At 66.1% G+C, this 26,318-nt stretch carries 21 protein-coding genes; 9 read left to right on the top strand and 12 right to left on the bottom strand.

Annotated elements, in window-relative coordinates:
- Positions 1-12: 12 nt before the first annotated feature.
- The 3 genes from B0W80_RS14040 to B0W80_RS14030 are packed head-to-tail and all read right to left on the bottom strand — an operon-like array spanning position 13 to position 4,759.
- Positions 13-936 carry a DmsC/YnfH family molybdoenzyme membrane anchor subunit gene (locus B0W80_RS14040; RefSeq protein ID WP_076999760.1) on the bottom strand — a complete coding sequence of 308 codons (924 nt, stop codon included), beginning with the start codon at positions 934-936 and terminating at the stop codon, positions 13-15.
- Complete coding sequence (locus tag B0W80_RS14035) at positions 933-1,820, bottom strand: 4Fe-4S dicluster domain-containing protein (RefSeq protein WP_306171859.1); 888 nt, start codon at positions 1,818-1,820, stop codon at positions 933-935. The genes B0W80_RS14040 and B0W80_RS14035 overlap by 4 nt, the downstream gene beginning before the upstream one ends.
- A complete protein-coding gene (locus tag B0W80_RS14030; RefSeq protein ID WP_076999759.1) occupies positions 1,817-4,759 on the bottom strand; it encodes a molybdopterin oxidoreductase family protein in 2,943 nt (980 codons plus the stop codon). The genes B0W80_RS14035 and B0W80_RS14030 overlap by 4 nt, the downstream gene beginning before the upstream one ends.
- Positions 4,760-4,846: 87 nt before the next feature.
- Between B0W80_RS14030 and B0W80_RS14025 the strand changes: the two genes are divergently transcribed.
- Positions 4,847-5,794: a LysR family transcriptional regulator gene (locus tag B0W80_RS14025; protein ID WP_076999758.1), complete on the top strand. Its 948-nt coding sequence runs from the start codon at positions 4,847-4,849 to the stop codon at positions 5,792-5,794.
- On the opposite strand, the gene B0W80_RS14020 is transcribed toward B0W80_RS14025, so the two are convergent.
- Complete coding sequence (locus B0W80_RS14020; RefSeq protein ID WP_076999757.1) at positions 5,791-6,756, bottom strand: bifunctional enoyl-CoA hydratase/phosphate acetyltransferase; 966 nt, start codon at positions 6,754-6,756, stop codon at positions 5,791-5,793. The genes B0W80_RS14025 and B0W80_RS14020 overlap by 4 nt on opposite strands.
- Positions 6,757-6,774: 18 nt before the next feature.
- On the bottom strand, positions 6,775-8,586 hold the full coding sequence (gene xsc, locus B0W80_RS14015) for a sulfoacetaldehyde acetyltransferase (RefSeq protein ID WP_076999756.1): 1,812 nt from the start codon (positions 8,584-8,586) through the stop codon (positions 6,775-6,777).
- Between the two features lie 178 nt (positions 8,587-8,764).
- On the opposite strand from xsc, the gene B0W80_RS14010 reads away from it, so the two are divergent.
- The 3 genes from B0W80_RS14010 (at position 8,765) to B0W80_RS14000 (ending at position 12,477) form a co-directional block, all read left to right on the top strand.
- Positions 8,765-9,622, top strand: coding sequence for an IclR family transcriptional regulator (locus B0W80_RS14010; protein WP_083745384.1), 858 nt, complete (start codon positions 8,765-8,767; stop codon positions 9,620-9,622).
- Between the two features lie 130 nt (positions 9,623-9,752).
- The gene (locus tag B0W80_RS14005) at positions 9,753-10,727 is read left to right on the top strand and encodes an AAA family ATPase (protein WP_076999755.1); all 975 of its coding nucleotides are present in this window, start codon (positions 9,753-9,755) and stop codon (positions 10,725-10,727) included.
- A 13-nt stretch (positions 10,728-10,740) separates the two neighbouring features.
- On the top strand, positions 10,741-12,477 hold the full coding sequence (locus tag B0W80_RS14000; protein ID WP_076999754.1) for a cobalt chelatase: 1,737 nt from the start codon (positions 10,741-10,743) through the stop codon (positions 12,475-12,477).
- Between the two features lie 279 nt (positions 12,478-12,756).
- Here the strand turns inward: B0W80_RS14000 and B0W80_RS13995 are convergent, their stop codons facing one another.
- From B0W80_RS13995 to B0W80_RS34910, 7 genes are all read right to left on the bottom strand, one after another.
- A complete protein-coding gene (locus B0W80_RS13995; protein ID WP_076999753.1) occupies positions 12,757-13,881 on the bottom strand; it encodes a hypothetical protein in 1,125 nt (374 codons plus the stop codon).
- Positions 13,882-13,930: 49 nt separating this feature from the next.
- The gene (locus B0W80_RS34915) at positions 13,931-14,947 is read right to left on the bottom strand and encodes a hypothetical protein (RefSeq protein ID WP_143684618.1); all 1,017 of its coding nucleotides are present in this window, start codon (positions 14,945-14,947) and stop codon (positions 13,931-13,933) included.
- Between the two features lie 218 nt (positions 14,948-15,165).
- Positions 15,166-15,870 carry a glycosyltransferase gene (locus B0W80_RS13985; protein ID WP_256856573.1) on the bottom strand — a complete coding sequence of 235 codons (705 nt, stop codon included), beginning with the start codon at positions 15,868-15,870 and terminating at the stop codon, positions 15,166-15,168.
- A gap of 41 nt (positions 15,871-15,911) precedes the next feature.
- The gene (locus B0W80_RS13980; RefSeq protein ID WP_076999750.1) at positions 15,912-17,273 is read right to left on the bottom strand and encodes an ATP-binding protein; all 1,362 of its coding nucleotides are present in this window, start codon (positions 17,271-17,273) and stop codon (positions 15,912-15,914) included.
- Complete coding sequence (locus B0W80_RS13975) at positions 17,270-17,941, bottom strand: winged helix-turn-helix domain-containing protein (protein ID WP_076999749.1); 672 nt, start codon at positions 17,939-17,941, stop codon at positions 17,270-17,272. The genes B0W80_RS13980 and B0W80_RS13975 overlap by 4 nt, the downstream gene beginning before the upstream one ends.
- Positions 17,942-17,977: 36 nt before the next feature.
- Positions 17,978-18,727, bottom strand: a complete 750-nt coding sequence (locus B0W80_RS13970; RefSeq protein WP_076999748.1) for a cytochrome b/b6 domain-containing protein — start codon at positions 18,725-18,727, stop codon at positions 17,978-17,980.
- 36 nt (positions 18,728-18,763) lie between these two features.
- The gene (locus B0W80_RS34910) at positions 18,764-19,876 is read right to left on the bottom strand and encodes a hypothetical protein (protein WP_143684617.1); all 1,113 of its coding nucleotides are present in this window, start codon (positions 19,874-19,876) and stop codon (positions 18,764-18,766) included.
- A gap of 196 nt (positions 19,877-20,072) precedes the next feature.
- Between B0W80_RS34910 and B0W80_RS13960 the strand changes: the two genes are divergently transcribed.
- The 5 genes from B0W80_RS13960 to B0W80_RS13940 all read left to right on the top strand — a co-directional run bounded on the left by B0W80_RS13960 (position 20,073) and on the right by B0W80_RS13940 (position 26,255).
- Complete coding sequence (locus B0W80_RS13960) at positions 20,073-20,873, top strand: IclR family transcriptional regulator (RefSeq protein ID WP_076999746.1); 801 nt, start codon at positions 20,073-20,075, stop codon at positions 20,871-20,873.
- Positions 20,870-21,883 (top strand): tripartite tricarboxylate transporter substrate binding protein, encoded by a 1,014-nt coding sequence (locus tag B0W80_RS13955; RefSeq protein ID WP_076999745.1) that lies wholly within the window; start codon positions 20,870-20,872, stop codon positions 21,881-21,883. The genes B0W80_RS13960 and B0W80_RS13955 overlap by 4 nt, the downstream gene beginning before the upstream one ends.
- Before the next feature lie 27 nt (positions 21,884-21,910).
- Positions 21,911-23,356 carry an aldehyde dehydrogenase family protein gene (locus B0W80_RS13950; protein ID WP_076999744.1) on the top strand — a complete coding sequence of 482 codons (1,446 nt, stop codon included), beginning with the start codon at positions 21,911-21,913 and terminating at the stop codon, positions 23,354-23,356.
- A 33-nt stretch (positions 23,357-23,389) separates the two neighbouring features.
- Positions 23,390-24,913: an AMP-binding protein gene (locus B0W80_RS13945; RefSeq protein WP_076999743.1), complete on the top strand. Its 1,524-nt coding sequence runs from the start codon at positions 23,390-23,392 to the stop codon at positions 24,911-24,913.
- Between the two features lie 121 nt (positions 24,914-25,034).
- Positions 25,035-26,255 carry a hypothetical protein gene (locus tag B0W80_RS13940; protein ID WP_143684616.1) on the top strand — a complete coding sequence of 407 codons (1,221 nt, stop codon included), beginning with the start codon at positions 25,035-25,037 and terminating at the stop codon, positions 26,253-26,255.
- Positions 26,256-26,318: the final 63 nt, after the last annotated feature.

The raw sequence follows: 26,318 nt of genomic DNA, 5'->3' as shown, positions 1-26,318 counted from the left end.
CTTACCTGACGCTCAGGACACGACCTGGTAGTACAAATTCTGGGGATGCCGTGCCTGCGCGAAGAAGAACCAGCGCTCCGCGACCAGACCCGGAACCTGCGCGACGAGCGCAAGCGCGAAGGCGATGTTCGACTGCGCCGCGACGGCCCACATCAGCAGGACGGCCGGCAACACGAAAGCGAACAGCAGAAAGCCCCACTTCACCTGCTTGAGCGCCGAGCGGCCCACGCCGTGGAAGAACTCGCGCGTGTTGAAGGCACCGGCCGACATGCCCATCGACTTCTGCACGAGCTTGGGCGCGCGGATGCCGGTGGCGGTCTGCAGCGTGGAGCGGGGCACGAGCGCGGCATTGCGGCGCAGCGACAGCAGCCGCGTGGCACCGGCCGCGAGCGTCATGACGAGCGCGGACGGACCCGTGACGGCCAGCAAGGCCTGCTCACCCGACATCGCTGCCAGCGCGCTGGCCAGCACCAGTCCCGACGACAGGCCGATCAGGGTGAAATTGACCGGCGTCAGCGGCTGCGCCCATTCCTGTATGAAGCGCAGGCAGGCGTAGATCATGGCCGTGCAGTACCACAGCAGCGCGGCGAGCAGCACCGCGATCATCGGCAGCCAGGGCACCGCATAGCCCTGCCTCGACGTCCACCACCACAACGCCACGGTCGCGATGAACGCAGGCAACACGATCACTTCCCGCGACAGCCAGGAAGTGCGCCACATCATCGCGGCACGCCATGCGCGCTCCGGGCGGCCCAGGTGCCCGAAGGAAGCGCCGAGGCCGATGAGCAGCATCACCTCGGCCACGATGAGCGCGCCGCTCAGGAAGCCGGCCGACAGCGGCATGCCGGCCAACACCGCCAGCGCCAGCGTGACCACCAGGCCCTGCGCCGCACCGGCCACGGTGGTAAAGATGACGACCGAGAACGCCGGCTTCATTGCAAGCCTCCGAGTTTGGGCTGCACGCGTGTCGCACCGCCGGCATCGTCGGTCACGCGCCGCGGCAGGTACTGGTTGGCGGGGTTGGTTTCCCACTCGGGCATCAGCGAATAGCCGCCGCGCTCGCGAATCGCCTTCGATACCTCGGACTCCGGATCTTTCACGTCACCGAACAGCCGCGCGCCGGTCGGGCAGGCCTTGACGCAAGCAGGTTTGCGGTCCTCCTGCGGCAGCTTGGTGTCGTAGACGCGGTCGACGCACAGCGTGCACTTGGTCATGACCTGGCGCTCTTCGTCGAGCTCGCGTGCACCGTAGGGGCAGGCCCAGGCGCAGTACTTGCAGCCGATGCATTTGTCGTAGTCGACCAGCACGATGCCGTCTTCCTTGCGCTTGTAGCTGGCGCCCGTGGGGCACACGGGCACGCAGGGCGGGTCTTGGCAGTGAAGGCAGCTCTTGGGGAAGTGGATGGTCTCGGTGCCGGGGAAGGCACCGGCTTCGTAGGTCTGCACGCGGTTGAAGAAGGTGCCGGTGGGGTCCGCACCGTAGGGCTTCTCGTCGGCCAGCGGGCCGGCGCTGCCGGAGGTGTTCCACTGCTTGCACGAGGTCACGCAGGCGTGGCAGCCGACGCAGACGTTGAGGTCGATGACCAGCGCGAGCTGCTTGGCGAGCGTTTCACCGGGCTCGGCGCGCACGCTGTCATTGCCTTGGCGCACTGCGGCCTTGCGTCGCGCGACGGGTGGCTCCAGGTCGGCTTCCCGTGCCGCAGTCGCCGTCGATCCGCAGCCGCAGCTCTCGCCGCAGCCACCACCACCGGTCGTCGCCAGCGCGGGCACGCGCGCGGGCTGCCCGGCGCTCGCCATCAAATCCTTCAGCCACTGCATCATGTCCGCTTCCTCCCCGCGAAGTAGCTCAGCACGTTCGCCGCCTTGCCCAGCACACCGGGCGCCGCAGGCATCGTCGCGATCTGCGGAAAGCTTTCCTGCGGCTCCTCCGGATCGGCCGGCCGGATGCGCACGCGCACGTCGTACCAGCCGGCCTGCCCGGTGATCGGGTCGGAGTTGCTGATGGTCCCCGCCCCGTGCTTCGCATCGAAGGGCAGTTCCTCGGAGATCAGGTGGTTCAGCAGGAAGCCCTTGCGTGCCTCGTCGGCGCCGGGTGCGAGCTGCCATGCGCCGTCGGCCTTGCCGATCGCATTCCACGTCCACACCGTGCCGGGCTCGACCGCTTCGCTGTAGCGGATCATGCAGCGCACCTTGCCCCATTGGCTTTCGACCCAGCACCATCCGCCGTCGGCGATGCCGGCCGCCCTCGCGGTCAGCGGGTTCACGTGCAGGTAGTTGTGGCTGTGGATCTGCCGCAGCCAGGCGTTCTGCGAATCCCACGAGTGGTACATCGCCATGGGCCGCTGGGTCAGCGCGTTAAGCGGATAAGCCTCGAGATCGGTCGCTGCTTCTTCCAGCGGCGGGTACCAGAAGGGCAGCGGGTCGAAGTAGGTCTCGATGCGCTCGCGCAGCGCGTCCGGCGGCTGCCGGCCGGGGCTCTTGCCCTGGGCCGCGAGGCGAAAACTCTGCAGCGTGTCGGAATAAAGGGCGAGCTGCACCGGGTCGTTGCGCTGCCGCCAGCCCTTGTCCTTGGCGAAGTCCAGGTACTCCCGGTTCCAGTTGCGCATGTAGTGCATGGTCTCGGGCATGTGGTACTGGAACACGCAGTTGTTCTTCGCGTAGGCCTCCCACTGGTTCGGGTTGGGCTCGCCGCGCAGGTGCTCGGTGCCGTCCTTGCCGCGCCAGCCCATCAGGAAGCCGATGCCCGGCGCCGGCTGGAAGTTGACGACGAAGTCCGGATAGTCCTTGAATTTGCGCCCGCCCTCGGCCGTGGTGAAGGCCGGAAACTTCATGCGCGAAGCCAGCTCGATCAACACTTCCTGGAAGGGCTTGCACTGGCCCGTGGGCGGCACCACCGGGATGCGCACCGAGTCGACCGGCCCGTCGAACTCGGAGATAGGCCGGTCGAGCATGCTCATCACGTCGTGCCGTTCGAGGTACGTGGTGTCGGGCAGCACGAGGTCGGCGAAGGCCACGGTCTCGCTCTGGAAGGCGTCGCACACGGCCAGGAAAGGGATCATGTACTCGCCCTTCTCGTCCTTGCGGTTGAGCATCTCGCGCACCGCCATCGTGTTCATGCTGGAGTTCCAGGCCATGTTGGCCATGAAGATCAGCAGGGTGTCGATGCGGTAGGGGTCGCCCTTCACCGCGTTGGTGATCACGTTGTGCATCAGCCCGTGGGCCGACAGCGGATGCTCCCAGGAAAACGCGTGGTCGATGCGGATGGGCGAGCCGTCGGGGTTGATGGCGAGCTCGTCCGGGTTGGCCGGAAAGCCCAGCGGCGCCGCGTTGAGCGGCGTGTTCGGCTGGATCATCTCGGGCGCATTGAAGGCGCGATAGTTCGGCACGATGTGGCGCGGGTACGGCGCCTTGTGGCGAAAGCCGCCGGGCGCGTCGATGGTGCCCAGCACACTCATCAGCACCGCGAGTGCACGCACGGTCTGGAAGCCGTTGCTGTGCGCGGCCAGCCCTCGCATCGCATGGAAGGCCACCGGGCGTGCCTGCGTGGTCGGATGCTGCTTGCCCCAGGCATCGGTCCAGGGAATGGGCAGCTCGAAGGCCTGCGTGAGTGCGGTCTCGCCCATTTCGCGGGCCAGCTTGCGGATGCGCTCGGGGTCGATGCCGGTGATGGCCGAGGCCCATTCGGGCGTGCAGGTCGACACGCGCTCGCGCAGCAGCTGGAAGGACGGCGCCACGCGCGTGCCGTCGGCCAGCGTGTAGTGGCCTTCGAGTGCGGGGTCGCAACCGTCGGCGATGCCTTCGGGATACGCCGGCATCGCCGTGCCGCTGGTCTTGTCCCACACCAGCTTGTTGTGCGGATTGCGACCGTCGCCGGGCACGCCGCGTTGCGGATCGAAGGCGAACAGGCCCTGACGTTCGCAATCGTCCAGCACCACCAGCTGCGGCGCGTTGGTGAAGCGCTTGAGGAAAGCGTGGTCGACCAGGTCGTTGCCGATCAGCTCGTGCAGAAGCGCCATGAAGAGCGCGCCGTCGGTGCCGGGCTTGATCGGAATCCACTCGTCCGCGATGGCCGAGTAGCCGGTGCGAACGGGGTTGATCGAAATGAAGCGGCCGCCCTCGCGCTTGAACTTGCCGAGCGCGATCTTCATCGGGTTGCTGTGGTGGTCCTCGGCCGTGCCGATCATCACGAACAGCTTGGCGCGGTCCAGGTCGGGGCCGCCGAACTCCCAGAAGCTGCCGCCGATGGTGTAGATCATGCCGGCGGCCATGTTGACCGAGCAGAAGCCGCCGTGCGCCGCATAGTTGGGCGTGCCGAACTGGCGCGCGAACAAGCCGGTGAGCGCCTGCATCTGGTCGCGGCCCGTGAAGAGCGCGAACTTCTTCGGGTCGGTGGAACGGATCTTCGACAACCGCTCGGTGAGCAGGTCGAATGCGCGCTCCCAGCTGATCGGCTCGAACTCGCCGGCGCCGCGCTCGCTGCCGGGCTTGCGCAGCAGCGGCTGCGTGAGCCGCGCGGGCGATATCTGCTTCATGATCCCCGACGATCCCTTGGCGCAGATCACGCCCTTGTTGAGCGGGTGCTCCGGGTTGCCGTCGATGTAGCGCACCTCCGGACCCTGCTCGCCTTCACGCAGATGCACGCGAATGCCGCAGCGGCAGGCGCACATGTAGCAGGTGGTGGTCTTGACCTCGGTGCCGTCGGTCGGCGCGGGCGAGGCCAGCGGATCGTGGATGGGCTCGCGTGAGAGGAAGTTGAGCAAGACGCTGCCTCCTGGTTGTGTTCGTGGGTGTCCGCAGCCATGATAGGGTTGCGGCGCTGAACAAAAAAGCCGCTAATTCAGTTCACCATGAGCGATAAATCCGATAAGCCCGACACAGCCGGCAAAGCCGACAAGGCCGACCACCGTCTTCGCCTGACGCTGCGCCAGCTCGAAGTGTTCGCCGCCACCGCGCGCGGCGGCTCGACACGGGCGGCCGCCGGGCGCATCGCGCGTTCGCAGTCGGCGGCCAGCGCTGCGCTGGCCGACCTGGAGGCCGTGCTCGGTACGCAACTGTTCGACCGCATCGGCCGGCGCCTGGTGCTCAACGAAAACGGTCGCGCCCTGCTCGCCCGTTCGGTGTCGCTGGTCGACCAGGCCTCCGAGGTGCAGGCCATGTTCTTCACCGACCAGCAGGCGCCGCTGCGCATCGCGGCCAGCTTCACAACGGGCGAATACCTGCTGCCCGGCATCGTGCTCGGCTGGAAGCAGCAGAACCCGCAGGCCCGCGCCCGCCTGATCATCGGCAACACCAGCGACGTGATCGCGGCGGTGGTGGGCTTCGACGCCGACGTGGGCTTCATCGAAGGCCGGCAGACGCACCCCGACCTGTCGGTACGCCGCTGGCTCAGCGACGAGATGGTGGTGGTGGCCGCACCCACGCATGCACTGGCCGGGCGCATGGTCGGCGTGCGCGAGTTGGCAGAGGCCGGCTGGGTGCTGCGCGAAGAAGGCTCGGGCACGCGGGAAGCCACCGAGGACTGGCTGGCCCGCCGCGTCGGCCCGCTCGATGTCGAACTGGAGCTGGGCAGCAGCCACGCCATCAAGCGCGTGCTGGCGTCGGGCGTGGGCATCGGCTGCATGTCGCGCTATGCCGTGGCCGATGCACTGGCTGCGGGCTCGCTGGTGGAGCTGAAGACCACGCTGCCGAAGAACTCGCGGGCGCTGTCGATCGTGCAGCACCGCGAGCGCCGGCCGAGTCGGACGCTGGAGGCGTTTATCGACTTCTGCATGGCCGGCGCGACCATGGAGCGCTAGGTTTCGGCGGCGGCAAGCACCGCAAGTGCCACCGAGGCGATGCGCGCTGCCACCGAATCCGCCCGCGACGTCAGCACGATCGGCACACGCGCACCCAGCACCAACCCTGCACACTCGCCTCCACCGATGTAGGTAAAGCTCTTGTAGAGCATGTTCCCGGCGTTGAGGTCGGGCACAAGCAGCAGGTCGGCATCGCCGGCCACGCGCGACTCCATCTTCTTGATGTGCGCGGCTTCGGCCGAGATCACGTTGTCGAAGCCGAAGGGCCCCTCCACCACCGCGCCGGGCCAGGCGCCGGCCTGCGCCATGGCCACCAATGCCTGCGCATCGACCGTTGCCGGAATGGCCGGGTTCACCGTTTCGACGGCGGCGACGATGCCGACCTTGGGGTGCACGATGCCGAGCTTGCGCAGCAAGCCGATCGCGTTGCCGAGGATGTCGCGCTTGGTGTCGAGCGTCGGCGAGATGTTCACCACGCAGTCGGCCAGGCCCAGCAGCTTGGGGTAGCGCGGCAGGTCGAACACGAAGGCGTGGCTGATGCGGGTTTCGGTACGCAGGCCGATCTGCTTGTCGACCACGGCCGACATCAGCTCGTCGGTGTGCAGCGAGCCCTTCATCAGCGAGCCCACCACGCCCTGACGCGCCATCGCGACGGCGCGGCGCGCGCTCTCGGGCGCGTCGTCGCTGCAGTCGATGATCTCGAAGCCGAGCGCGTCGATGCCTGCCGCCTCGCCCGCGCGAAGGATGGCTTCGCGCGGGCCGATCAGCACCGGCTGCGCGAGCGCCTCGTCGCGGATGTGCGCAGCGGCCTCGAGCGCAGCCGCATCGCAGGGATGGACCAGCCCGATGCGCACCCGCCCGGCCCGCGCACGCTCGCGCGCGCGGGCGACCAGGGCGTCGAGCCTCGGGTGTCTCGGATGCGCAGCCACCTCTTCAGGCAGCTGCAATGCCGCGGAGACCATGTCTTCTTCCAGCCCCGCTCAGACGAAGTCCTTGTACTTGTCGAGGAAGCGGACGGGCTTGGCCAACGCATCGCGGCGGAAGGGGTCGCCCAGCTCGCGGGTGCACATGACCTCGATGACCGTGGTCTTGCCCTGGTTCATCTGCATGTCGACCGCCCTCTTGAGCGCGGGGCCGACGTCTTCGAGCTTGTCGACCACGATGCCCTCGGCGCCCATGGCCTTGGCGATGCCGGCGAAGCTTTCGCTTTCCAGTTCGCCGGCGACGAAGCGGCGGTTGTAGAAGTCGACCTGGTTCTTCTTCTCCGCGCCCCACTGGCGGTTATGGAAGACCACCGCGGTGACCGGGATGTCATGGCGCACGCAGGTCATGATCTCAACCATGCTCATGCCCCAGGCGCCGTCGCCCGCATAGGCGATGGCCGGGCGGTCGGGTGCGGCCAGCTTGGCGCCGATCATGGTGGGCAGCGAGTAGCCGCAGTTGCCGAAGCTCATGGGCGCGAAGAAGCTGCGCGGCTCCTCGAAGCGCAGGTAGCTGTTGGCGACCGCGTTGATGTTGCCGATGTCGGTGGACACCATGGCGCGCGGCGGCATGGCCTTCTCGAGTTCGCGCAGCACCTGGCGCGGGTGCAGCCAGTTGCCGCCTTCCTTCTCGGCCTCCTGGATCATGTCGAGGCTGTAGGGGTCGCGCTCGTGGGTCCAGCCGTCGAGCTCCTTCTCCCAGGCGGCCTTTTCTTCCTTGATCTTCGCGGCGCGCTCGGCCTTGGTGGCGTCGCAGGCCAGCTTCGCATCGGCCAGGCGTGCGAGCAGCGCCTTGGCCACGGCCTTGGCGTCGCCATGGATGCCGACGGTGATCTTCTTCACCAGGCCCAGGTTGGTGTGCTCGGCCTCGACCTGGATGATCTTGGCGTTCTTCGGCCAGTAGTCCATGCCGTGCTGCGGCAGCGTGCCGAAGGGGCCCATGCGTGAGCCGAGCGCCAGCACCACGTCGGCCTGCGCAATCAGCTTCATCGCGGCCTTGCTGCCCTGGTAGCCCAGCGGGCCGGCCCACAGCGGATGGCTGGCCGGGAAGGAGTCGTTGCGCAGGTAGCCGTTGGCCACCGGTGCGCCCAGGCGCTCGGCCAGGGCCTTGCATTCCTCGACCGCGTCGCCCATTACCACGCCGCCGCCCGAGAGGATGACCGGGAACTTGGCATTGGCCAGCAGCTCGACTGCGGCGTTCAAGCTGTTCTCGCCGCCCGAGCCACGCTCGATGCGCATCGGCTTCGGGATCTCGCATTCGATTTCGCCGTAGAAGTAGTCGCGCGGGATGTTGAGCTGGGTCGGGCCCATCTCGGAGATGGCGCGGTCGAAGCAGCGCGCCGTGTACTCGGCCATGCGCTTCGGGTTGTTCACGTGGCCCTGGTACTTGGTGAACTCCTGGAACATCGGCAGCTGGTTGGCCTCTTGAAAGCCGCCCAGGCCCATGCCCATGGTGCCGGTCTCGGGCGTGATCATCACGACCGGGCTGTGCGCCCAGTAGGCGGCCGCGATGGCGGTCACGCAGTTGCTGATGCCGGGGCCGTTCTGGCCGATCACCACGCCGTGGCGGCCGGACACGCGCGCATAGCCGTCGGCCATGTGGCCGGCGCCCTGCTCGTGCACCACCGGAATCAGGCGGATGCCGGCCGGCGCGAAGATGTCCATCGCGTCCATGAAGGCCGAGCCCATGATGCCGAACATGTCGGTCACGCCGTTGGCGACCATGGTTTCGACGAAGGCCTCGGAAGGCGTCATCTTCTGCACACCGGTGACGGCGGTGCGGACGGGCGTGGCGGGGGGTTGCTTGGTCATGGGCTGGGTCTCCTTGGGTCGAGGGTGAGGCGGTTGCTCTGTCGGTTGATCGAAATCTTCAAAAGATGGAACCGATGGTTCCGGAATTCGCTTCGGCGAAATATAGGGCTCTGCCCCGGTGGAGTCAAACAAATTTCAAAAATCGGTACGTTTTGTCCCGTTTTTTGTTGAAACGACTATGATCCCGGCCATGAAAGTCGTCAATGGACTCAAACCCGACGTCGCCGAGCTGAACGGCGACACCCCCACGATGCGCTTGTTCGCGCTGCTGGAGGTGATCGCCGCCAAGGACCAGCGCTATGCCCTGCAAGACCTCGTGGAGGCGACCGGCCTGCCCAAGCCCACGCTGCACCGCATGCTTCAGCAGCTGGAGACGGCGGGCCTGCTGCAGCGCGAAGGCGACAGCCGGCTCTACGGCATCGGCACGCGGCTGCGGCGGCTGGCAGAGAACCTGCTGCTCAACGACAGCCACCATGGCGCGCGGCATACGGTGCTGCGCCAGTTGGTCGAAGAGATCGGCGAAAGCTGCAACCTCACGGCGCTGGCGGGCAGCGAGGTGGTGTACCTCGACCGCGTGGAAACCGCGGCGCCGCTGCGCTTCTACCTGCACCCCGGCTCGCGCGTGCCCGTGCATTGCTCGGCGAGCGGCAAGGTGTTTCTCGCGCAGATGAGCCCTGCGCAGCGCCGGCGGCTCTTGGCCCACGCGCCGCTGGAGGCCTACACGCAAAAGACGCTGACCGATCTGGATGCCCTCGAGGCCGAGGTGCAGCGCGTGCGCAAGGAGGGCTTCGCCTTCGACAACGAAGAGTTCCTGCCCGGCCTGCTGTGCATCGCAGCGCTGGTGCCGAGCCAGAGCGGGCCTTCGAACCTGTGCATCGCGGTGCAGGCACCGGTGATGCGGATGGACACTGAGAAGGCCAAGAGGCTGCTGCCTGCGTTGCAGCGCGCGGCGTTGGCGCTGTCGCGGATCGATGCGGACGACGAAATCGATGCCTCGGACTTCGCTCCCTCTCCCTCTGGGAGAGGGTTGGGGTGAGGGCATGCAGCGATGGCACGCGCGCGCCGGTTGCGACTGCCCGGTGCCCTCACCCCCGCCCTCTCCCAGAGGGAGAGGGAGCCAATACCCTTCTCCCTCCCGCAGAGAGTGTCAGACCGGAAGCATTGACATGAACGACACCACCGCCCTCCGCCCCGACCGCCTGCTCAGCGTGCGCGAGGTCTTCGGCATCGACAGCGACATGATGGCCCCCGCCTTCGCCGAGCGCGACGACCACGTGCCCGAGGTCGACGAGGTCTACCGCTTCAACCCCGACGTGACGCTTGCCATCCTGGCCGGCTTCATGCGCGACCGGCGCGTGATGGTGCAAGGCTTGCACGGCACCGGCAAGTCGACGCACATCGAGCAGGTGGCGGCGCGGCTCAACTGGCCCTGCGTGCGGCTCAACCTCGACGGCCACATCAGCCGGCTCGACCTGGTCGGCAAGGACGCGGTGGTGCTGCGCGAAGGCCAGCAGGTCACCGAGTTCCAGGAAGGCATCGTGCCCTGGGCGTTGCAGCGGCCGGTGGCGCTGATCTTCGACGAGTACGACGCGGGCCGGCCCGACGTGATGTTCGTCATTCAGCGCATCCTGGAGCGCGACGGCAAGTTCACGCTCATGGACCAGAACCGGGTGCTGAGGCCGCACTCGTACTTTCGGCTCTTCGCCACTGCCAACACGGTGGGCCTGGGCAACCTCAACGGCCTGTACCACGGCGCGCAGCGACTCAACCATGCGCAGATCGACCGCTGGAACATCGTGGCCTCGCTCGACTACCTGCCGGCCGAGGAAGAAATCGCCATCGTGCGGGCCCGCGTGCCCTCGATGCGCGACGAGGCCGGCCATGCGATGGTGCGGGCGATGGTGGCGGTGGCCGATCTCACCCGCAAGGGCTTCGCGGCCGGCGACCTGTCGACGCTGATGTCGCCGCGCACCGTCATCACCTGGGCCGAGAACGTCGAGATCTTCCGCGACCCGGCGCTGGCGCTGCGCCTGTCCTTCGTGAACAAGTGCGACGAGGCCGAGCGGCCGCTGGTGGCCGAATACTTTCAGCGCTGCTTCGACCTGGAGCTGAAGGAATCGCACCAGTTGTCGGACTCCTGAGGCGGCATTCACCATGACCGACGCGCAGCGCAAGGTACGGCACGCGCAGGAAGTCGACGAACTCTGCGCCGGCTTCGTGCGCGCATTCAGTGGCCAGAGCGACCTGCACTTCCGCGGCCGGCGCCTGCATCGCGGGCGGCGCGCCCTGCCCTGGTATGCGCCGCACCTGCACCCGTCCCCCGACACGGACGACTTCGCCTCGTTCCGCGGCACGGCCGATGGCCTGGCGCTACGGCTGCGCGAATCCGACGCCGGGTTGCACGCGACGCTGCGCCCCGAAGAGCCGGTGGAGCGCATGCTGTTCGAGATGCTGGAGCAGTTTCGGGTGGAGTCGCTCGCGCCCGATGCGATGCCGGGCATGCAACGCAACCTGCGCCACCGGCACGAGGCCTGGTCGCTGGGCTTCCACCATTCGGGCCTGACCGACACCGCGCGCGGCTTGCTGCTCTACGCGGTGGCGCAGATCTGCCGTGCGCGCGTGTGCGGGCAACAGGTGGTGGAAGAGACCGAGGACATGCTCGAAGCCACCCGCTTCGGCCTGGCCCCGCACATCGGCCACCAGCTGGCAGGTCTGCGTCGCGACCGCGCCGATCAGGCGGCCTATGCGGTGCATGCGCTGGAGATCGCGAAAACCGTCGCGGCGATGCTGCACGGGGCGGGCCCGGACGACACGCGAGCGGACGACGAAGCGGGCGAAGACGAAGCCGACACCGACGATCGCCGCAACATCTTCAGCCTGGTCGCCGACATGGACCGCGAAGTCGTCGAGCACTACACGGCTGCCGAGTCGGGCCGCAGCGCCCTGCTCGAAGGCGAAGGCGCCGGCTATCGCGTGTTCACCACGGCCTACGACTGCGAACACGACGCCGCCACGTTGGTGCGGCGCGAGCTGCTGGTCGAGTATCGCGAGCGGCTGGACCGGCGCATCGTCTCGCAGGGCCTCAACCTGGCCCGGCTCTCACGCGCGCTTCAGGCCCTGCTCGCCGAGCCGCTGCGGCAGGGCTGGGACAACGCGCAGGAAGAAGGCCACATCGATGGCCGTCGCCTTGCACAGCTCGTGGCTTCGCCCACCGAGCGGCGCTTGTTCCGCACCGAACGCATGGAGCCGGTGGCCGACTGCGTCGTGGGCTTTCTGATCGACTGCTCGGGCTCGATGAAGGAACACGCCGAGTCTGTCGCGATGCTGGTGGACGTGATGGCGCGTGCACTGGAGCAAGCCGGCATCGCGAGCGAGATCCTCGGTTTCACCACCGGCGCCTGGAACGGCGGCCGCGCGCGGCGCGACTGGCAGCGCGCCGGCCGCCCAGCACATCCGGGCCGTCTCAACGAGCGCTGCCACATCGTCTTCAAGGACGCGGAGACACCCTGGCGTCGCGCACGCCAATCGATCGCCGCGCTGCTCAAGGCCGACCTGTTCCGCGAAGGCATCGACGGCGAAGCCGTGGACTGGGCCTGCGCGCGGTTGATGGCCCGCAGCGAATCGCGCAAGCGGCTGCTGGTGGTGTCCGACGGATCGCCCATGGACAGCGCGACGAACCTGGCCAACGACGCGCACTACCTCGACCATCACCTGCAGGACGTGGTGGCGCGGCACGAGCAACAAGGCGCGATCGGCATCGCGGGCGTCGGCGTGGGGCTGGACCTCAGTCCTTATTACAGCCGTAGCCACGTGCTGGACTTGAATGCGCTCGGCGGGCAAGCCGCGTTCGGCGATCTGATCGAACTGCTCGCAGACGCTCGTGTTCGCTGAAAGATTTGGCTGGCGCGCGAAGACGTGCTCAGGACGGCCATGGACTACTTGACTTGCCATTGATAGGCATAGCGCATGAGCAGTTTGCGCATGCGGGGTGTTCGCCGAGCGAGCGCTGCTGCGAACTCTCGCCCTCGGCGTTCGCGCTGTTGAGAACCAGTTCCTCATGCAAAACGGGTTGGGACTGGGGAGACTCGCGGTGGGCGGGCTTCCTGACAGAACGCGGCGTGAGGAAGGGCTGGTACGGAGTGAACGTGGGTTTGATGCAGTCGCGGCGCGCTACACGCCAGCGTTCTGCAGGAACTTAGCGACGCCCTGGAAGTTGAATGGTGGGCAACCCATGCCCCAGGCAAGTTTTTCCTCAGGCGTCATGTAGCGCTCGAAAAGCAACTTGTTGAAGGCGGCACGCTCACGCGTTACGTTTATTGAACCGAAGCGCGAAATAAGGCAGTCTCTGCGCCAATGCTCCACTTCCGGCAGCCATACGGGAGGCAAAACGTCCGGCAACCAGACCTTGCATTGTCTGCCCGGCAAATGCGCGGTGAGCGCGAAGAGCGTCGCCATCATCTGAGATGCGAGTCGATCAGTGCTCTGATGCTTTTCTGCCCAAACCAGCAGTGGATCAGCGACGCAACGCTTTAAAGGTCTCACGAGACAGGCCATCTCTTCGAGCGAGATCGCTCCCCTCAACTTACTAATCAGAAAGGAAGTCGCGCTGTGCTTCCATAAGGCTGCATTCAGGAGATCGAGCACATCCCTCGGCAGCATGTCGTCTCGAGTCGACGGCAGTGGGTCCGTGCGCCGCCGCTTGGGCTCGGGCTCTGGTTTGGATTGCACCGGAGTTGCCTTCTTTCGAAGGCCAGTGGTCCGCTCGAAGGCAAGCGGGAAGACAGGCGGTAGATCAGCGGCGTTGTGCCCAGAACTGACCACCGACTCGGGCTCGTGGGAAGGCGGCTCAATGCGAACATCGATGATCTCAGTGGAATGCCCTGACGATGGGCGACCAGACCTTTCGAAGGCGTGCTGCACGAATCCATAGGCGGCAAAGCCTTCCGGGTCATAGGCAATCAACGGAGAGAACGGCAACTTGTCGGGCAAATCCGCGCCGTGTGCCAGCACGTGGTGCGGGGCTTGGCTCAGCACCCACTGAAGCGTCGACGATGGAAGAAACTGGAACAGGTCCTCGTATTCCTCTGGAAGCCTCGTTCCTTCAGTCGGGTCAGCCGACCCCGGGCAGCCAGACGGCGAGTCTGCAGCCACGAGCGCGATCACGTGGTTGTCCGCTTGCAGACTGGGATGATGTTCGTCCGTGTGCGTGACGTGCTTCCGCGAATCGGCGAAGGTCGGCTTGAGCTCAGGGGACAGAGGCAACTGTGGCCTGCTGGCAGTCGAAAGAATGTTCATGGGGGCTTTCCGGCTTCAAGGTGTAGTCGGGTTGTTGTCGGACGCAGCGTCAGTCGCCAAGACTTGACGTGCGGAACTCATACTGAGTTACCCCGGATCTCGAATCGGACGTGTGCCACGTGTAGGCTGAATGCACGGGGATGTGCTTACCCCTCGGGCGCTCCTGATGTGTCTGATGGCCGGTCTGCGCAATATCACCTTCCGCCGCGGACGAGAGGGTGGCGGTCTGCACAGTCTTGAACGCAAAGCGATCCAGAAGCAGCTGGTTGATCGCCTCTCGCTCGCCAGAGAAAGCGAGGGCCAGCCGAAACTTGACACACTCATCTCGCCATTCCTCCTGCGCCGATGGCCACGCCTTTGGAAGCAATGCAGACAGACGAGCAGCCGACCTTTTGTGAGCCCAAGGCGTGAAGAGATAGAGCAGTGCGAGTATTCTCGAAGCGTCACGGTGCGAGGCTCGCCAGCGATCCGACAAGCTCAAAAGTTTCTCCGCGTCTCTGCTGTCGAGCGTGTACGAATGCTCGACCATCGCGCTCCAATCTCCAGCCTCGGCAAGTTGCTTGAACGGTCCCACGGACGAAATGCCCGGGTGAAGGGCCAACGCCTCGCTCAATGCCTTCGGCGCCGGGCTTCGTTCCATTCTGTCGACATAGCGCACCGATCGTCTAGCCTGGTGACTCGTTACCTTCTTCAATATCGAAGCTGCCGACGCACCGATGAAGCTTCCTTCAGGACAGCAGACCTGCTGGTCGATTTGTCGCATCGAGTGCACTCCGGGACCGTGGCCTGAATCGACTCGCTGCCTCGGTGCGACAGGCCCCCACGGCAACGCGCTGTCTAAATGTGGGCCATGCGGCGTCGAGTGATCACTCGACGGCAGTGGCGGAAGACGCAACGAGAATGGCAGCGTTTCAAGGTCTTCGGGCGGCAAAAAGTGCTCGGTGTGCGACGGAAGAACGCTGAACACATCAAAGTTGCGCTTGAAGGACAGTTGGGCGAAGTCACGACGCGAATCGTCCCACCGCGCGTCCTGCTCTTGATCTTCATCTTGATGCTGCGTCAGCACGCATGGAGCCTCGGCGCGCGAACAGTCGGTGCCACTACGCTGTCCGTGTTCTGCTTGCCTGGTTTGGAAGTACAACGCGCCGCGCGCGGAAGGTGGACAAGGTCTCATTGGGGTTTTGTGCGGTCGCTGCCGCCCTGTTCTTTAGAGGGCTGGTCTGTAACTGCGCCCGCACATTGGTTCCGGCGCGCCGGCCACGCGCGCGGCCTCGCACGACAGCGTCAATCGCGCCAATGCTCGGCCACCCACCCCGCCGGCCTGATGAAGCGCCAGCGCCGATTGCGCCGCCCCGCGAGCGCGTCGGGCGGATTGCACTCGCCATGGAAGATCACGATGCGTGCGCCTTCCGGCACGACCGGCGCGCGCCAGTAGTTGCCGGGCCACGCGGGGATGCTGTGGTACTTGAAGCTCGGGCACCAGCTGGCCGGCCAGTAGGCCAGTCGACCCTGGCGGTGCATGAAGGCAGAGAGATAGGCCTGCTCGTTGCGAAAGGCCGCGCGCACCGCCGCACAGTTCGCGCGGAAATGCGCGAGCACCTCCGGGTGCGCGCCGAGTTCGAAGCGGTACACCGACGAGTTGCCGGTCACGCGCCATGGGCGCTTGTAGTCATGGATGATCAGGAACTCGCCGGGCTGCTCGAAGAAGACATCGAGGCTGCCGACGATCACCACGTCGAGGTCGAGGAAGAGCGCGGTGCCGCGCAGCCCGTGCAGGTCGGCGCTGAAGCTGACGAGCTTGGTCCAGCCGCGCTCGGGGCTACCGGGCGGCAGGTCGAGCGATGGGATCGGAAGGCATTGCACGTCGGGATGAATGCCCTGCGCATCGTCGGTGAGACAGACGAAGCGGAAGCTGCCGCACAGATGGCGCCTCACCATGGCGTACAGGCGGTTGACGTATTCCGGGCCGTACTTGCGGCCCCACTTCATGCACAGGATGTGGCGCACGGCGGAAGGCGTGGCGTCGTCGATCAAGCGCCCTCCGCCACCTTGCCCGGCTGGCTCTTCAACTCGATCGCCAGCCCGCCGAGCGATGCGGATCGGCCGATCTCCAGCGTCATGCGGTGGGCCGCGGCGATGCGGCGCACGATCGACAGGCCGAGGCCGCTGCCGGTCTGCTCGCTGCCCAGCGCGCGAAAGAAGCGCTCGCCCAGGCGGGGCAAGTCGGCGGCGGCCAGCCCTGGCCCTTCGTCTTCCACCACGAGGCTGGCGCCCGCCTCGCAACAGGCCATGCGCACCTGCACGCGTGCGCCGGGCAGGCTGTAGCGCAGCGCGTTATCGACGAGGTTGCGCACCAGCACCGCGAGCAGTGTTTCATCACCGCGCACGACGCAGGGGCCGTCGGCGTCCAGCGCCAGCACCTGCCGCCTGGCGAGCGCGCGCGGCGCGATCTCGGCCAGCACGCTTTGCGCCACGGCACACAGGTCGACCGGCTGGTCCTCGGGGATGGCGTCGGTCTCCAGGCGCGCCAGCACCAGCATCTGCTCGACCAGGCGCGCGGCGCGGTCGCAGCCGTCGAGCATGCCCTGCAGCGCATGGCGGCGGCGCGCATCGTCGGCCTCGTTCATCGCCACCTGCGCATGCGTGCGAATGGCCGCGATCGGTGTGCGCAACTCATGCGCGGCATCGGCGGTGAAGCGACGCTCGGCCTCCAGCAGGCGCTCGATGCGCTGGAACAGGGCGTTGAGCGCATCGATCATCGGCACCATCTCGGACGGCGCGGCGTCGATGCGCACACGGTCGAGCGCATCGGGCCGGCGCTCCACCAGCGATCGGCCGAGCAGCCGCATCGGCCGCAGGCCCCGCCGCGTGGCCCACCACACCGCGAGCACCAGCAGCGGCAGCGCGGCCACCAGCGGCCACAAGGTGCTGCGCAGCACGGCCCAGAGGATCGCGTTGCGCGAGTCCTCTTCTTCGCCCACGTAAACCTCCAGTCGCGCCGCCGCATCGCGCACGGCGAACACGCGCCAGACGCGGCCGTCGATGCGCAGGGTCCTGAACTCCTGCGCACCGCTGCCCGCGACATCCAGCAGCGGCGCCATCGGCGCGTTGGCCGAGCGCAGCACCAGGCGCCCTTCGCGAAACACCTGGATCGTGGTCTTGTAGGCATAGCGATGCAGCGCGGGCGTGTCGATGCGACGCTCTGCACTGGCGGCGTCCTGTTGCGCCATGACCAGCGCGGCCGCCTGGGCGAGGTGGCTGTCGAGGATCTCTTCCACCTCGTGGCGCGCGTCGAACCAGGTGATGGCGGCCATCGCGCTCCAGACCGCGACCAGCAGGCCGAGCACCAGCCAGGCCAGCCGGGCCTGCAGCGAATAGGCGCGCCGCGTCATGCGGGATCGGGGGATCGCATCAGCACGTAGCCCACGCCGCGCACGGTCTGGATCAGCGCGTTGCCGAGCTTGCGGCGCAGCCGGTGCACGTGGACTTCGATGGTGTTGCTTTCCACCTCGCGGCCCCAGCTGTAGAGCTGCTGCTCGAGCTGTTCGCGCGACAGCACGCGGCCGGCGTTGAGCATCAGGGTGTGCAACAGGTCGAACTCGCGGATCGACAGCGTGACCGGCGCGCCTGCCTTGTGAACGGCGCGCGCGGCGGGGTCGAGCACCACGTCGTGTGCCGCCAGGCACTCCTGCGGCTGGCCATGCGAGCGGCGCACCAGCGCGCGCAGGCGCGCCGCCAACTCCTGCAGGTCGACCGGCTTGACCACGTAGTCATCCGCCCCCAGGTCGAGACCCCGCACGCGGTCGCTGACAGCATCGCGGGCCGTGAGAACCAGCACCGGCAGCAGCACGCGCGCCTGGCGCATCGCGGCGAGCACGTCCAGGCCGTCCTTGACGGGCAGGCTCAGGTCGAGCACGGCGGCCGCGTAGGGGTGGGCCAGCAGTTCGTGTTCGGCGGCGCGGCCGTCGCGAACCCAGTCGACCTGGAAGCCCAGTTGCTGCAGGCCGGCGCGCAGGCCGTCGCCCAGCAGATGATCGTCTTCCGCAAGAAGAATGCGCATGAGGAATAAAGCGAACTTGAACGGATGGGCCGCCGATCATCGCGACGAACCGGGCTGTGCAGCGGCCATCGGCGCACGCAGCACAGGGACATCGTCGACACCCACCCACCGGTAGCACCAGTAGCCGAGCACCGCGGCCACGACGAGCCACGCAACGCCGCGGCATGCATCGGGAATGGCCTCCTGCGGCGAGCCTGGCTTGGTGCCGCGCATCAACGCCTGCAGCGGACTCTCGCCGGCGCGCCAGCAGCCGAACACGCTGCCGGCGAGCTGCAGGCCGGCCAAGACGATCGCGGTGTAGGCCGCGCCTTCATGCAGGGGCTGCAGCCATGCAGGTGCAGCATCGAGGCCGAGGCCCGCGCCGGTGGCGCAGACCAGCAAAAGCGTCAGCAGCCAGGTGACGACCGCAACCGCGGCGGCCGGGCTGTGCCCCACGTGACGTGTTGCCCAGCCCCGAGGCAGGTCGCGCAGGCTACGGGCCACGGCCTTCGGGCCCTTGACGAAGCTTGCGAAGCGGGCATGGCGTGTGCCGATGAAGCCCCAGAGAATGCGGAACGCGGCGAGGCCGGCGAGGGTCCAGCCGAAGCTCGCATGCAGCAGCGGCGACCCGTTCTCGCCGGCTGTCGCAAAAGCACCTGCGAGGCAGGCGAGCATCAGCCCCTGGACGACGCGCGTCGGTGCGTCCCACACGAGGACGTGTTGAAACTCATGCCGGGCCGGGAGGTCGGCTTCTTTGCGGAGGCGCCCGATGGGGGCCTTGCCGGCATTCGCGGTGCTGTGCGCCATGGCTCGCGATGATGCGAGCCCGGCCTTATCGAATGCTTAACGCAGGTCGTGGCGGGTGGTGTGTAGACCGAGCACGCGGTCGGCGGCGAGCACAAGCGGCGACAACGAGCAGCCATAGCCCGCATAGATCGCGTTCATTCGCTGGGCTGTATCGCTTGATGTGTCGTGGCGCCCCTTGTTCCATTTGTCCGTGCAGCGATGTCGCCAGAAGTCCAATTCACGGAACCAGGTCTTTGGGCGAAGGCCTTCCACGGTCGTCATATGTTCCAGCGTGGGTCTTAACCCCGAGTACAGATATAGCAGTATGAGGAACTGCCCGGCTTTCTCGCTGTGTGGAGCCACGCGTGTTGCCAGACGCAACATCGCGTTGGCGGTTCCTTCGTTCAGGCCGCGCGCGTAGTCGAACATTTCGGTGCTCGTGTGCCTTTGAATCAGGCTGTCTGCCACGTCTTTCATGGCGCATTGCGTCGGATGCAGCACGCATTCATGAAGGGCGTGTACGAGGAGGTCACGCATCACATTGCCGGGATCGCGCCCGGCATCTGTGCCTTGAGGCAACGCTCGATCGAGCGGCCTCGGCGGTTCTTGAACATTTAAGCGATCTGCCCGCGGCGGCATTGGGACATGCCGCGTGGTTGTCCCGAAGACGATCTTGCCAGTCAGCGGAATCTTTACCTTGGTACGCGTGTAGACCTCTGGGCGAGGCGGTCGCTCTGTCTCGGGGCAATGCCCGGTCTCGTTTTCGTAAGGAGGCGGGTCGATGCGAAGCCGCTTGCGCAAGGGCTCTTCATCGCCCAGCTTCGCACGCGGATCGTCAAGGCCAGAGAGCTGAACGCTCAAGTACGCATGCGCAGGCTCCTCCATGGGATCGGGGTAGCGCATTTCCCCTCTTTCTGCGAGCCAATCCCCCTGGTCGTTCTGCGGCAAGACGAGGCCCATGTCCGAAGGAAGATACCAGTAGAACAGGTACCCCCGTGTGCCATCGAACGCGTCGTCATCGCTGGAATCTTGGAACGAACGGTCTTTCAGCTCCAGTTGCGACGGAGCGATCAGATCGGAACGGTCACCTTCGACGGTTTCAGGCGGAGACTCCCCCGGTCGGTTCGGCCAAAGACCGAATGCCCTAGGCGCAATGTTTTTCGGGTTCATGAATGACGTGTAACGGTGGGGTGCCGCTGAAGTGGTTGTACCCGCCTGGGTAACACCCGCCCTCTCGTGGTTCCACGCGCGGCACGGGCACTCGCAATGAAGGCGACCGGCAAACCCGGTTGACACGGACGCACCCTGCACCTAAAGTTGTTCCATATTCACGAACGTTGTTCCATTATTTAGAACAACAGTCTTCATGGACTCTACGCTCGCCAAGGGCCTTGCCGCCCTCGAATGGATGGTTCGCCAGCAGCGCGATTGCCGCGTGACCGACCTGGCCCAGGCCTTCGGCATGGCGCGCAGCAATGCGCATCGCACGCTGCAGACGCTGGTCGAATGCGGCTGGGCGGTGCAAGACCCGGCCACCAGCGCCTACCGGCCCAGCCTGCGGCTCTTCGAGCTGGGTGCGCTCGTGTCGGAGGTGGCGGACATCGGTGCCTTGCTGCGGCCCCACCTGGCAACGCTGGCCCGCGCGACGGGCGAGACGATCCACCTCGCATCTCTCGACGGCGCCGAGATCGTCTACCTCGACAAGTTCGACAGCCCGCTGCCGGTCGCTGCCTACTCGCGCGTCGGCGGCCGTGCTGCCGCTTACTGCGTCGCCTCGGGCAAGGCGCTGTTGGCGGCCGAGCGGCTCGATGTCGACGCGCTGCGCGCCCGGCTCGGCGCGCTGGTGGCACACACGCCGCAGAGCATCACCGACTACGACGCGCTCCACGCCGAACTCGAACGCACCCGCGCGCGCGGCTACGCCGAGAACCGCGAAGAATGGCGGCTCGGCGTGTGCGGGCTGGGCGTGCCGGTTTTCAATGCGCGCGGCGAGGCGATCGCAGCACTGGGCATGAGCGTGCCCTCGATCCGCTTCGCGCGCACCCAGGCACGCGGGCTCGCGGAGCAGGTCATGGCCTGCGCGCGCGATGCCAGCGCCACGCTGGGCTACCGGGTGGGCCCGGGGCCGACGACGATCACGACACCCCAAAGAAGGAGACTGGAATGATTCGATTCGCCCCCTGGCTGCACGCCGCCATCCTCACGACGGCCGTCGCCCTGCCCCTGGCCGCACAGGCCCAGAACAACGCCAACAGCAACACCAACGGCGCCAACGTCACCGACTACCCCACCAAACCCATCAAGCTCATCGTCCCCTACCCACCCGGCGGCGGCACCGACGTGATCGCGCGGATCGTGCAGGAGCGTTTTCAGCAGCAGCTGGGCCAGCCGGTGTTGATCGACAACCGCGGCGGCGCGGCCGGCTCGATCGGCACCGAGGTCGCGGCCAAATCGGCGGCCGATGGCTACACGGTACTGTTCACGCTGTCGTCGCACACCATCAACCCCGCCATCTACGCCAAGCTGCCCTTCGACACACAAAAGGACTTCGAACCGGTGGCCATGGTGGCTTCGCTGCCGCAGATCCTGGTGGCCAACCCGAGCTTCCCGGCCAGCAACGTGGCCGAGCTGGTGGCGCTGGCGAAGTCCAAGCCCGGCACGCTGTCGTATGCAACGGTGGGCAACGGCTCGCCGGGGCACCTCGCAGGCGAGCTCATGAAGCTGCGCACCGGCACCGAGCTGACCCACGTGCCCTATCGCGGCGGCGGCCCGGCCGTCACCGACGTGATGGGCGGGCAGGTGCCGCTGCTGTGGGTGTCCATTCCCGCGGCCGCGCAGTTCGTGAAGGCCGGCAAGCTCAAGGCGCTGGCCGTGTCGACCACCAAGCGCAGCGCGGCCTTCCCCGACGTGCCGACCATGCAGGAAGCCGGCATCGCCGACTTCGAGGTCGACTCCTGGTACGCGATGTTCGTGCCGACCAAGACACCCAAGGCGGCCATCGACAAACTCAACCGCGTGGTCAACACCGTCGTGCGCGAGCAGGAGATCCGCGACAAGCTGCTCGCGCAAGGCAGCGAAGGCGTGGGCGGTACGCCGGAGCAGCTGGGCAAGGTGGTGTCGACCGAGCTCGTGCGCTGGAACAAGCTGGCGAAAGAAGCCAACATCAGAGTGGACTGAATCCGCTCCCATCGAGATATCAACCCCATGGCACACATCGAATCCCCCGAAGCAAGCGGCCCGGTGGCCGAACTCGTCGCCCGCGCGCGCGCGGCCCAGCGCATCTACGACAGCTGGACGCAAGAGCAGGTCGACATGGCCGTGGCCGCCGCCGGCTGGGCCATCATGGAACCGAAGCGCAACCGCGAGCTGGCCGAGCTGGCCGTTGCCGACACCGGCGTCGGCAACTTCGAGGACAAGGTCGCCAAGAACCACCGCAAGACCTTCGGCCTGCTGCGCGACCTGAAAGGCGCGAAGTCGGTCGGCGTGATCGCGGAAGACCCGGCACGCGGCATCGTCGAGATCGCACGGCCGGTGGGCGTGGTCTGCGCCGTCACGCCGTCGACCAACCCCGGTGCGACGCCGGCCAACAAGATCATCAATGCGCTCAAGGGCCGCAACGCGGTGATCGTGGCGCCCTCGCCCAAGGGCTGGGGCACGGCCGCACGGCTCATCGAATTCATCCACGCACAGCTCGACCGCATCGGCGCGCCGCGCGACCTGGTCCAGTTGCTGCCTTCACCGGTGAGCAAGGCCTCCACCGCAGAGCTGATGCGCCTGTGCGACCTGGTGGTGGCCACCGGCTCGCAGGCCAACGTGCGCGCGGCCTACGCCAGCGGCACGCCGGCCTTCGGCGTGGGCGCAGGCAACGTGGCGAGCATCGTCGACGAAACGGCCGACCCTGCGCTCGCGGCCGACCGCATCATGCAATCGAAGACCTTCGACAACGCGACCAGCTGTTCGTCGGAGAACAGCCTGGTCATCGTCGACGCGATCCGCCCTCGCCTGCTCGCGGCGCTCGCGGAGCGCGGCGCGGTGCTGCTCGATGCGGCGCAGAAGAAGACGCTGCAGCAACTCATGTGGCCCGACGGCAAGCTCTCGGCGGCAGTCATCGGCAAGTCGGCGCGCGAGATTGCCGAACGCGCTGCTGCGCAGGACTCCGCCGGCCGCGCGGGCTGGCTTGCCATCGCCGAGGGCAAGCCGCGCGCGTTGATGGTCGACGAAGACGGCGTGGGCAACGACCACCCCTACTCGGGCGAGAAGCTCAGCCCCGTGCTGGCGCTCTATGCCGTGCCCGACTTCGATGCGGCGGCCGCCGCGGTCGAGCGCATCTACGGCCACCAGGGCGCGGGCCACTCGGTGGGCCTGCACAGCACGAAGCCCGAGCGGGCGATGCAGCTCGGCCTACACCTGCCGGTGTCGCGCGTCATCGTGGACCAGGCCCATGCCATCGCCACCGGCGGCAGCTTCAACAACGGCCTGCCCTTCTCGCTGTCGATGGGCTGCGGCACCTGGGGCCGCAACAACTTCTCGGAGAACATGAACTACCGGCACTACCTGAACATCACGCGCATTTCGCGGCCCATTCCCGAGCGCGTGCCGACGCAGGAAGAAATCTTCGGCGAGTTCTTCGCCAAGCACGGCTCGACGTGACGCGCGTCGAATGACAAGCCCGGGAGGTCGAACATGAATGCCCAGACGGTCTACGCGCTGATCGAAGCGCAGGCTCGACAGCGCCCACAGTCGGTGTACGCGCTGTCCACCGAAAGTGACGCGCACATCCGCTTCGACGCGCTGGCACGCGGCTGCCGCAACGTGGCCGCGGTGCTGGGCCAGCACGGCGTACAGGCCGGCGACACCGTGTCGCTGGTCATGCCCAATGGCCTGCAGACGCTGCGCCTGCTGCTCGGAGCGATGCACGCCGGGCTGTGCGTGAACCCCGTCAACCTGCTGTCGCAGCCCGAGCAGATGCGCTACGTGCTCTCGCATTCCGACTGCAGGCTGGTGTGCGTCGCGCCGGAGTGGGAAGAGCGTGTGCGCGCCCTGCTGCAGGACATCGGCAGGCCGGTGTCGCTGTTGGTGGTCGAGCCCGACGCGGCCGCGCTGCCCGGCGAGGCCGATGTGCAAGCCGTGTCGGCAGCGGCGGCGCCCGATGCGAACGACGTGGCCTTGCTGATGTACACCTCCGGCACCACCGGCATGCCCAAGGGCGTGATGCTCACGCAGGGCAACCTGGCCGCCAACGCGCATGCCATCAGCGCCGAGCACGGCCTGGGCCCGGACGACCGCGTGCTGGCCGTGCTGCCGCTGTATCACATCAACGCCTTCGCCGTGACCATGCTGGCACCGCTCGCGCACGGCGGAAGCCTGGCGATGCCGGCCAGGTTCTCGGCCGGCCGCTTCTGGTCGCAGGCCGCGCAGGCGCAGTGCAGCTGGATCAACGTGGTGCCGACCATGATTTCCTATCTGCTCGAAGGCGGAAAGCCGGCGCCGGCCGATGCCACGGCCTGCGCGCGCATCCGCTTCTGCCGCTCGGCCTCGGCCGCGCTGCCGCCCGAACATCACCGTGCCTTCGAGCAGATGTTCGGCATCGGCATCGTCGAAACCATGGGCCTCACTGAAACGGCCGCCCCTTCGTTCTCGAACCCCATGGACCCCGCCGCGCGCAAGCTCGGCTCGGTCGGCCGTGCGTCCGGATGCGAGGCGCGCGTGGTCGACGCCGCGCTGGCCGAGGTGCCCGACGGCAGCACCGGCGAGCTCGTGATCCGCGGGCCCAACGTGATGCGCGGCTACTACAAGAACGACGAGGCCACGCGCGCCAGCTTCACGCCCGACGGATGGCTTCGCACCGGCGACCTCGGGCACCGCGATGCGGATGGGTTCTTCTTCGTCACCGGGCGCATCAAGGAACTGATCATCAAAGGCGGCGAAAACATCGCGCCGCGGGAAATCGACGAGGCGCTGCTGGCGCACCCAGCGGTTCGCGATGCGGCGGCGGTGGGTGTGCCGGATCGGCACTACGGGCAGGAGATCGGGGTAGCGGTGATCTTGCGCGCGGGTGCGAGCGCGGGAGAACAGGAACTGCGCGATTGGTGCGCCGATGCGCTGGGGCGCTACAAGGCGCCTGCACACTACCGATTCGTCGACGAATTGCCGCGCGGGCCTTCGGGCAAGGTACAGCGCTTGAAATTGCTGCCGCTTTTTGGCTAGCACTATTCCGGATGCCGTCGCTTGCCCGCGGTTGTAGACCTGTGCGCGATCTCAGATTGGCAAATGGAACGAACGCAATGTTCTGGCAACTAAGTGCGGTCATTCAACCATCTACCCGATCATGTTTTCAACGACCGTCGAGCGCTCACGACCCAATACTCAAAATCTAAACAGCGCTCCATTCCCGGATTCATCGCTGGCTAATTTTCTTACACCAAACCATGTTAATTTCATCAAGAAAAATGGGGTAACAAACTATCTCGATTCTTTCTGCGATCCAAAATCTCCAGGGGATCGCAGCTTGGTCGAAAAAATGTTGTTTCCAGAGCGATATGTCAGCGATTATTACGAAAAATCGCCCGATGAACAGAGAAAATGTGCCTCGATGAAAGTTGGCTACCTCGACCCCAAGACGCATTTGAACGAGGTGAACCGTTTTGTGCGCTGGGCACTCAAGCGAGAATTTCCTAAATTGGTCGGCGAGGTACTGGAGCGGTGGAACGTGACTCACCTCGATTTGTCTGGCAAACAAATCGGTGACGATCAAGGTGCGAAGATCCTGGCTGATGTGCTGATGCACAACGCAAGCATTCGGTCGGTTCGCCTCGACAGCTGCAATCTTGGAGATGGCGCGGTCGAAAAATTGGCCGAATGCCTTATTTTTAGACTGAGCCCAGTTTTCATCTCGACGAGTGGCAATAATTTTTCCAAAGAAGGTAGTGCCATCCTCGAGGCCGCGGCACAAAGGAACGCATACTCGCCATCAAGTGCTTATAAGTTGGCATCGCAATGTCGTGATCACGCTGTCGACCCCCAGATCAAACATTTCTTTGAAACTGGTACCTTTCCGACTTCTGAGCAGACGCTTCTGACGATGATGATCGTCATTCATGTCCTGAAAAACTCAAAAGACTCGATTTCCGACCTAAATGCCTGCCTCGAAGACGCTGCGATCAAGTTTCTGGCCTGCACCGTCAAAGATGAAGGTGAACTCCTCTTGATCGCTAAATGGCTGGCGACAAGCCCTCCTATCGAAGCATTCAACTTCAATTTACAACCTATTTCCAAATCGACGTCGATCCAGCTCTGCAACGCAATTGCCGCTAACAAATCACTACGGCGCCTTCAGCTTGCTATATGGGATGAGACTCAGGAGCGCGGTAACGCGCTGCCCAAATCTCAAGTTGTGATCAATGAAATCGAAATAGCGATGCAGCAAAACCGAACTTTGACCGAAATTGATTTGTATACGTCCTACCAGACCTCGAATCAGATCACAGAGGCAACCGAGAGCGCGCTTGAACGCAACAAGGCCATTGCTCGTTCGATGATCGCTGTTTGATGGCGGCAGTTTTCTCTTTCGTCCCCTAGCCAAGAGAAATACTACTTTCGTTCGCACACAACC

The sequence above is a fragment of the Variovorax sp. KK3 genome (assembly GCF_001984055.1).
In the GTDB taxonomy this organism is placed as follows: domain Bacteria; phylum Pseudomonadota; class Gammaproteobacteria; order Burkholderiales; family Burkholderiaceae_C; genus Variovorax.
The sequence above is the reverse complement of the archived record's forward strand: the minus strand, read 5'-3'. Positions and strand labels throughout refer to the sequence as shown.

Excerpts from the sequence above, each read along its gene's own strand:
- B0W80_RS34910 (WP_143684617.1), bottom strand. The coding sequence starts at position 19,876 with ATGAACCCGAAAAACATTGCGCCTAGGGCATTCGGTCTTTGGCCGAAC.
- B0W80_RS14010 (WP_083745384.1), top strand. The coding sequence starts at position 8,765 with ATGATCCCGGCCATGAAAGTCGTCAATGGACTCAAACCCGACGTCGCC.
- B0W80_RS13960 (WP_076999746.1), top strand. The coding sequence starts at position 20,073 with ATGGACTCTACGCTCGCCAAGGGCCTTGCCGCCCTCGAATGGATGGTT.
- B0W80_RS13940 (WP_143684616.1), top strand. The coding sequence starts at position 25,035 with ATGTTTTCAACGACCGTCGAGCGCTCACGACCCAATACTCAAAATCTA.
- B0W80_RS14040 (WP_076999760.1), bottom strand. The coding sequence starts at position 936 with ATGAAGCCGGCGTTCTCGGTCGTCATCTTTACCACCGTGGCCGGTGCG.
- B0W80_RS13975 (WP_076999749.1), bottom strand. The coding sequence starts at position 17,941 with ATGCGCATTCTTCTTGCGGAAGACGATCATCTGCTGGGCGACGGCCTG.
- B0W80_RS14005 (WP_076999755.1), top strand. The coding sequence starts at position 9,753 with ATGAACGACACCACCGCCCTCCGCCCCGACCGCCTGCTCAGCGTGCGC.
- B0W80_RS13955 (WP_076999745.1), top strand. The coding sequence starts at position 20,870 with ATGATTCGATTCGCCCCCTGGCTGCACGCCGCCATCCTCACGACGGCC.
- B0W80_RS14020 (WP_076999757.1), bottom strand. The coding sequence starts at position 6,756 with ATGGTCTCCGCGGCATTGCAGCTGCCTGAAGAGGTGGCTGCGCATCCG.
- B0W80_RS14025 (WP_076999758.1), top strand. The coding sequence starts at position 4,847 with ATGAGCGATAAATCCGATAAGCCCGACACAGCCGGCAAAGCCGACAAG.
- B0W80_RS13980 (WP_076999750.1), bottom strand. The coding sequence starts at position 17,273 with ATGACGCGGCGCGCCTATTCGCTGCAGGCCCGGCTGGCCTGGCTGGTG.
- B0W80_RS13985 (WP_256856573.1), bottom strand. The coding sequence starts at position 15,870 with ATGAAGTGGGGCCGCAAGTACGGCCCGGAATACGTCAACCGCCTGTAC.
- B0W80_RS14000 (WP_076999754.1), top strand. The coding sequence starts at position 10,741 with ATGACCGACGCGCAGCGCAAGGTACGGCACGCGCAGGAAGTCGACGAA.
- B0W80_RS13995 (WP_076999753.1), bottom strand. The coding sequence starts at position 13,881 with ATGAACATTCTTTCGACTGCCAGCAGGCCACAGTTGCCTCTGTCCCCT.
- B0W80_RS13950 (WP_076999744.1), top strand. The coding sequence starts at position 21,911 with ATGGCACACATCGAATCCCCCGAAGCAAGCGGCCCGGTGGCCGAACTC.
- B0W80_RS14035 (WP_306171859.1), bottom strand. The coding sequence starts at position 1,820 with ATGATGCAGTGGCTGAAGGATTTGATGGCGAGCGCCGGGCAGCCCGCG.
- B0W80_RS13970 (WP_076999748.1), bottom strand. The coding sequence starts at position 18,727 with ATGGCGCACAGCACCGCGAATGCCGGCAAGGCCCCCATCGGGCGCCTC.
- B0W80_RS13945 (WP_076999743.1), top strand. The coding sequence starts at position 23,390 with ATGAATGCCCAGACGGTCTACGCGCTGATCGAAGCGCAGGCTCGACAG.
- xsc (WP_076999756.1), bottom strand. The coding sequence starts at position 8,586 with ATGACCAAGCAACCCCCCGCCACGCCCGTCCGCACCGCCGTCACCGGT.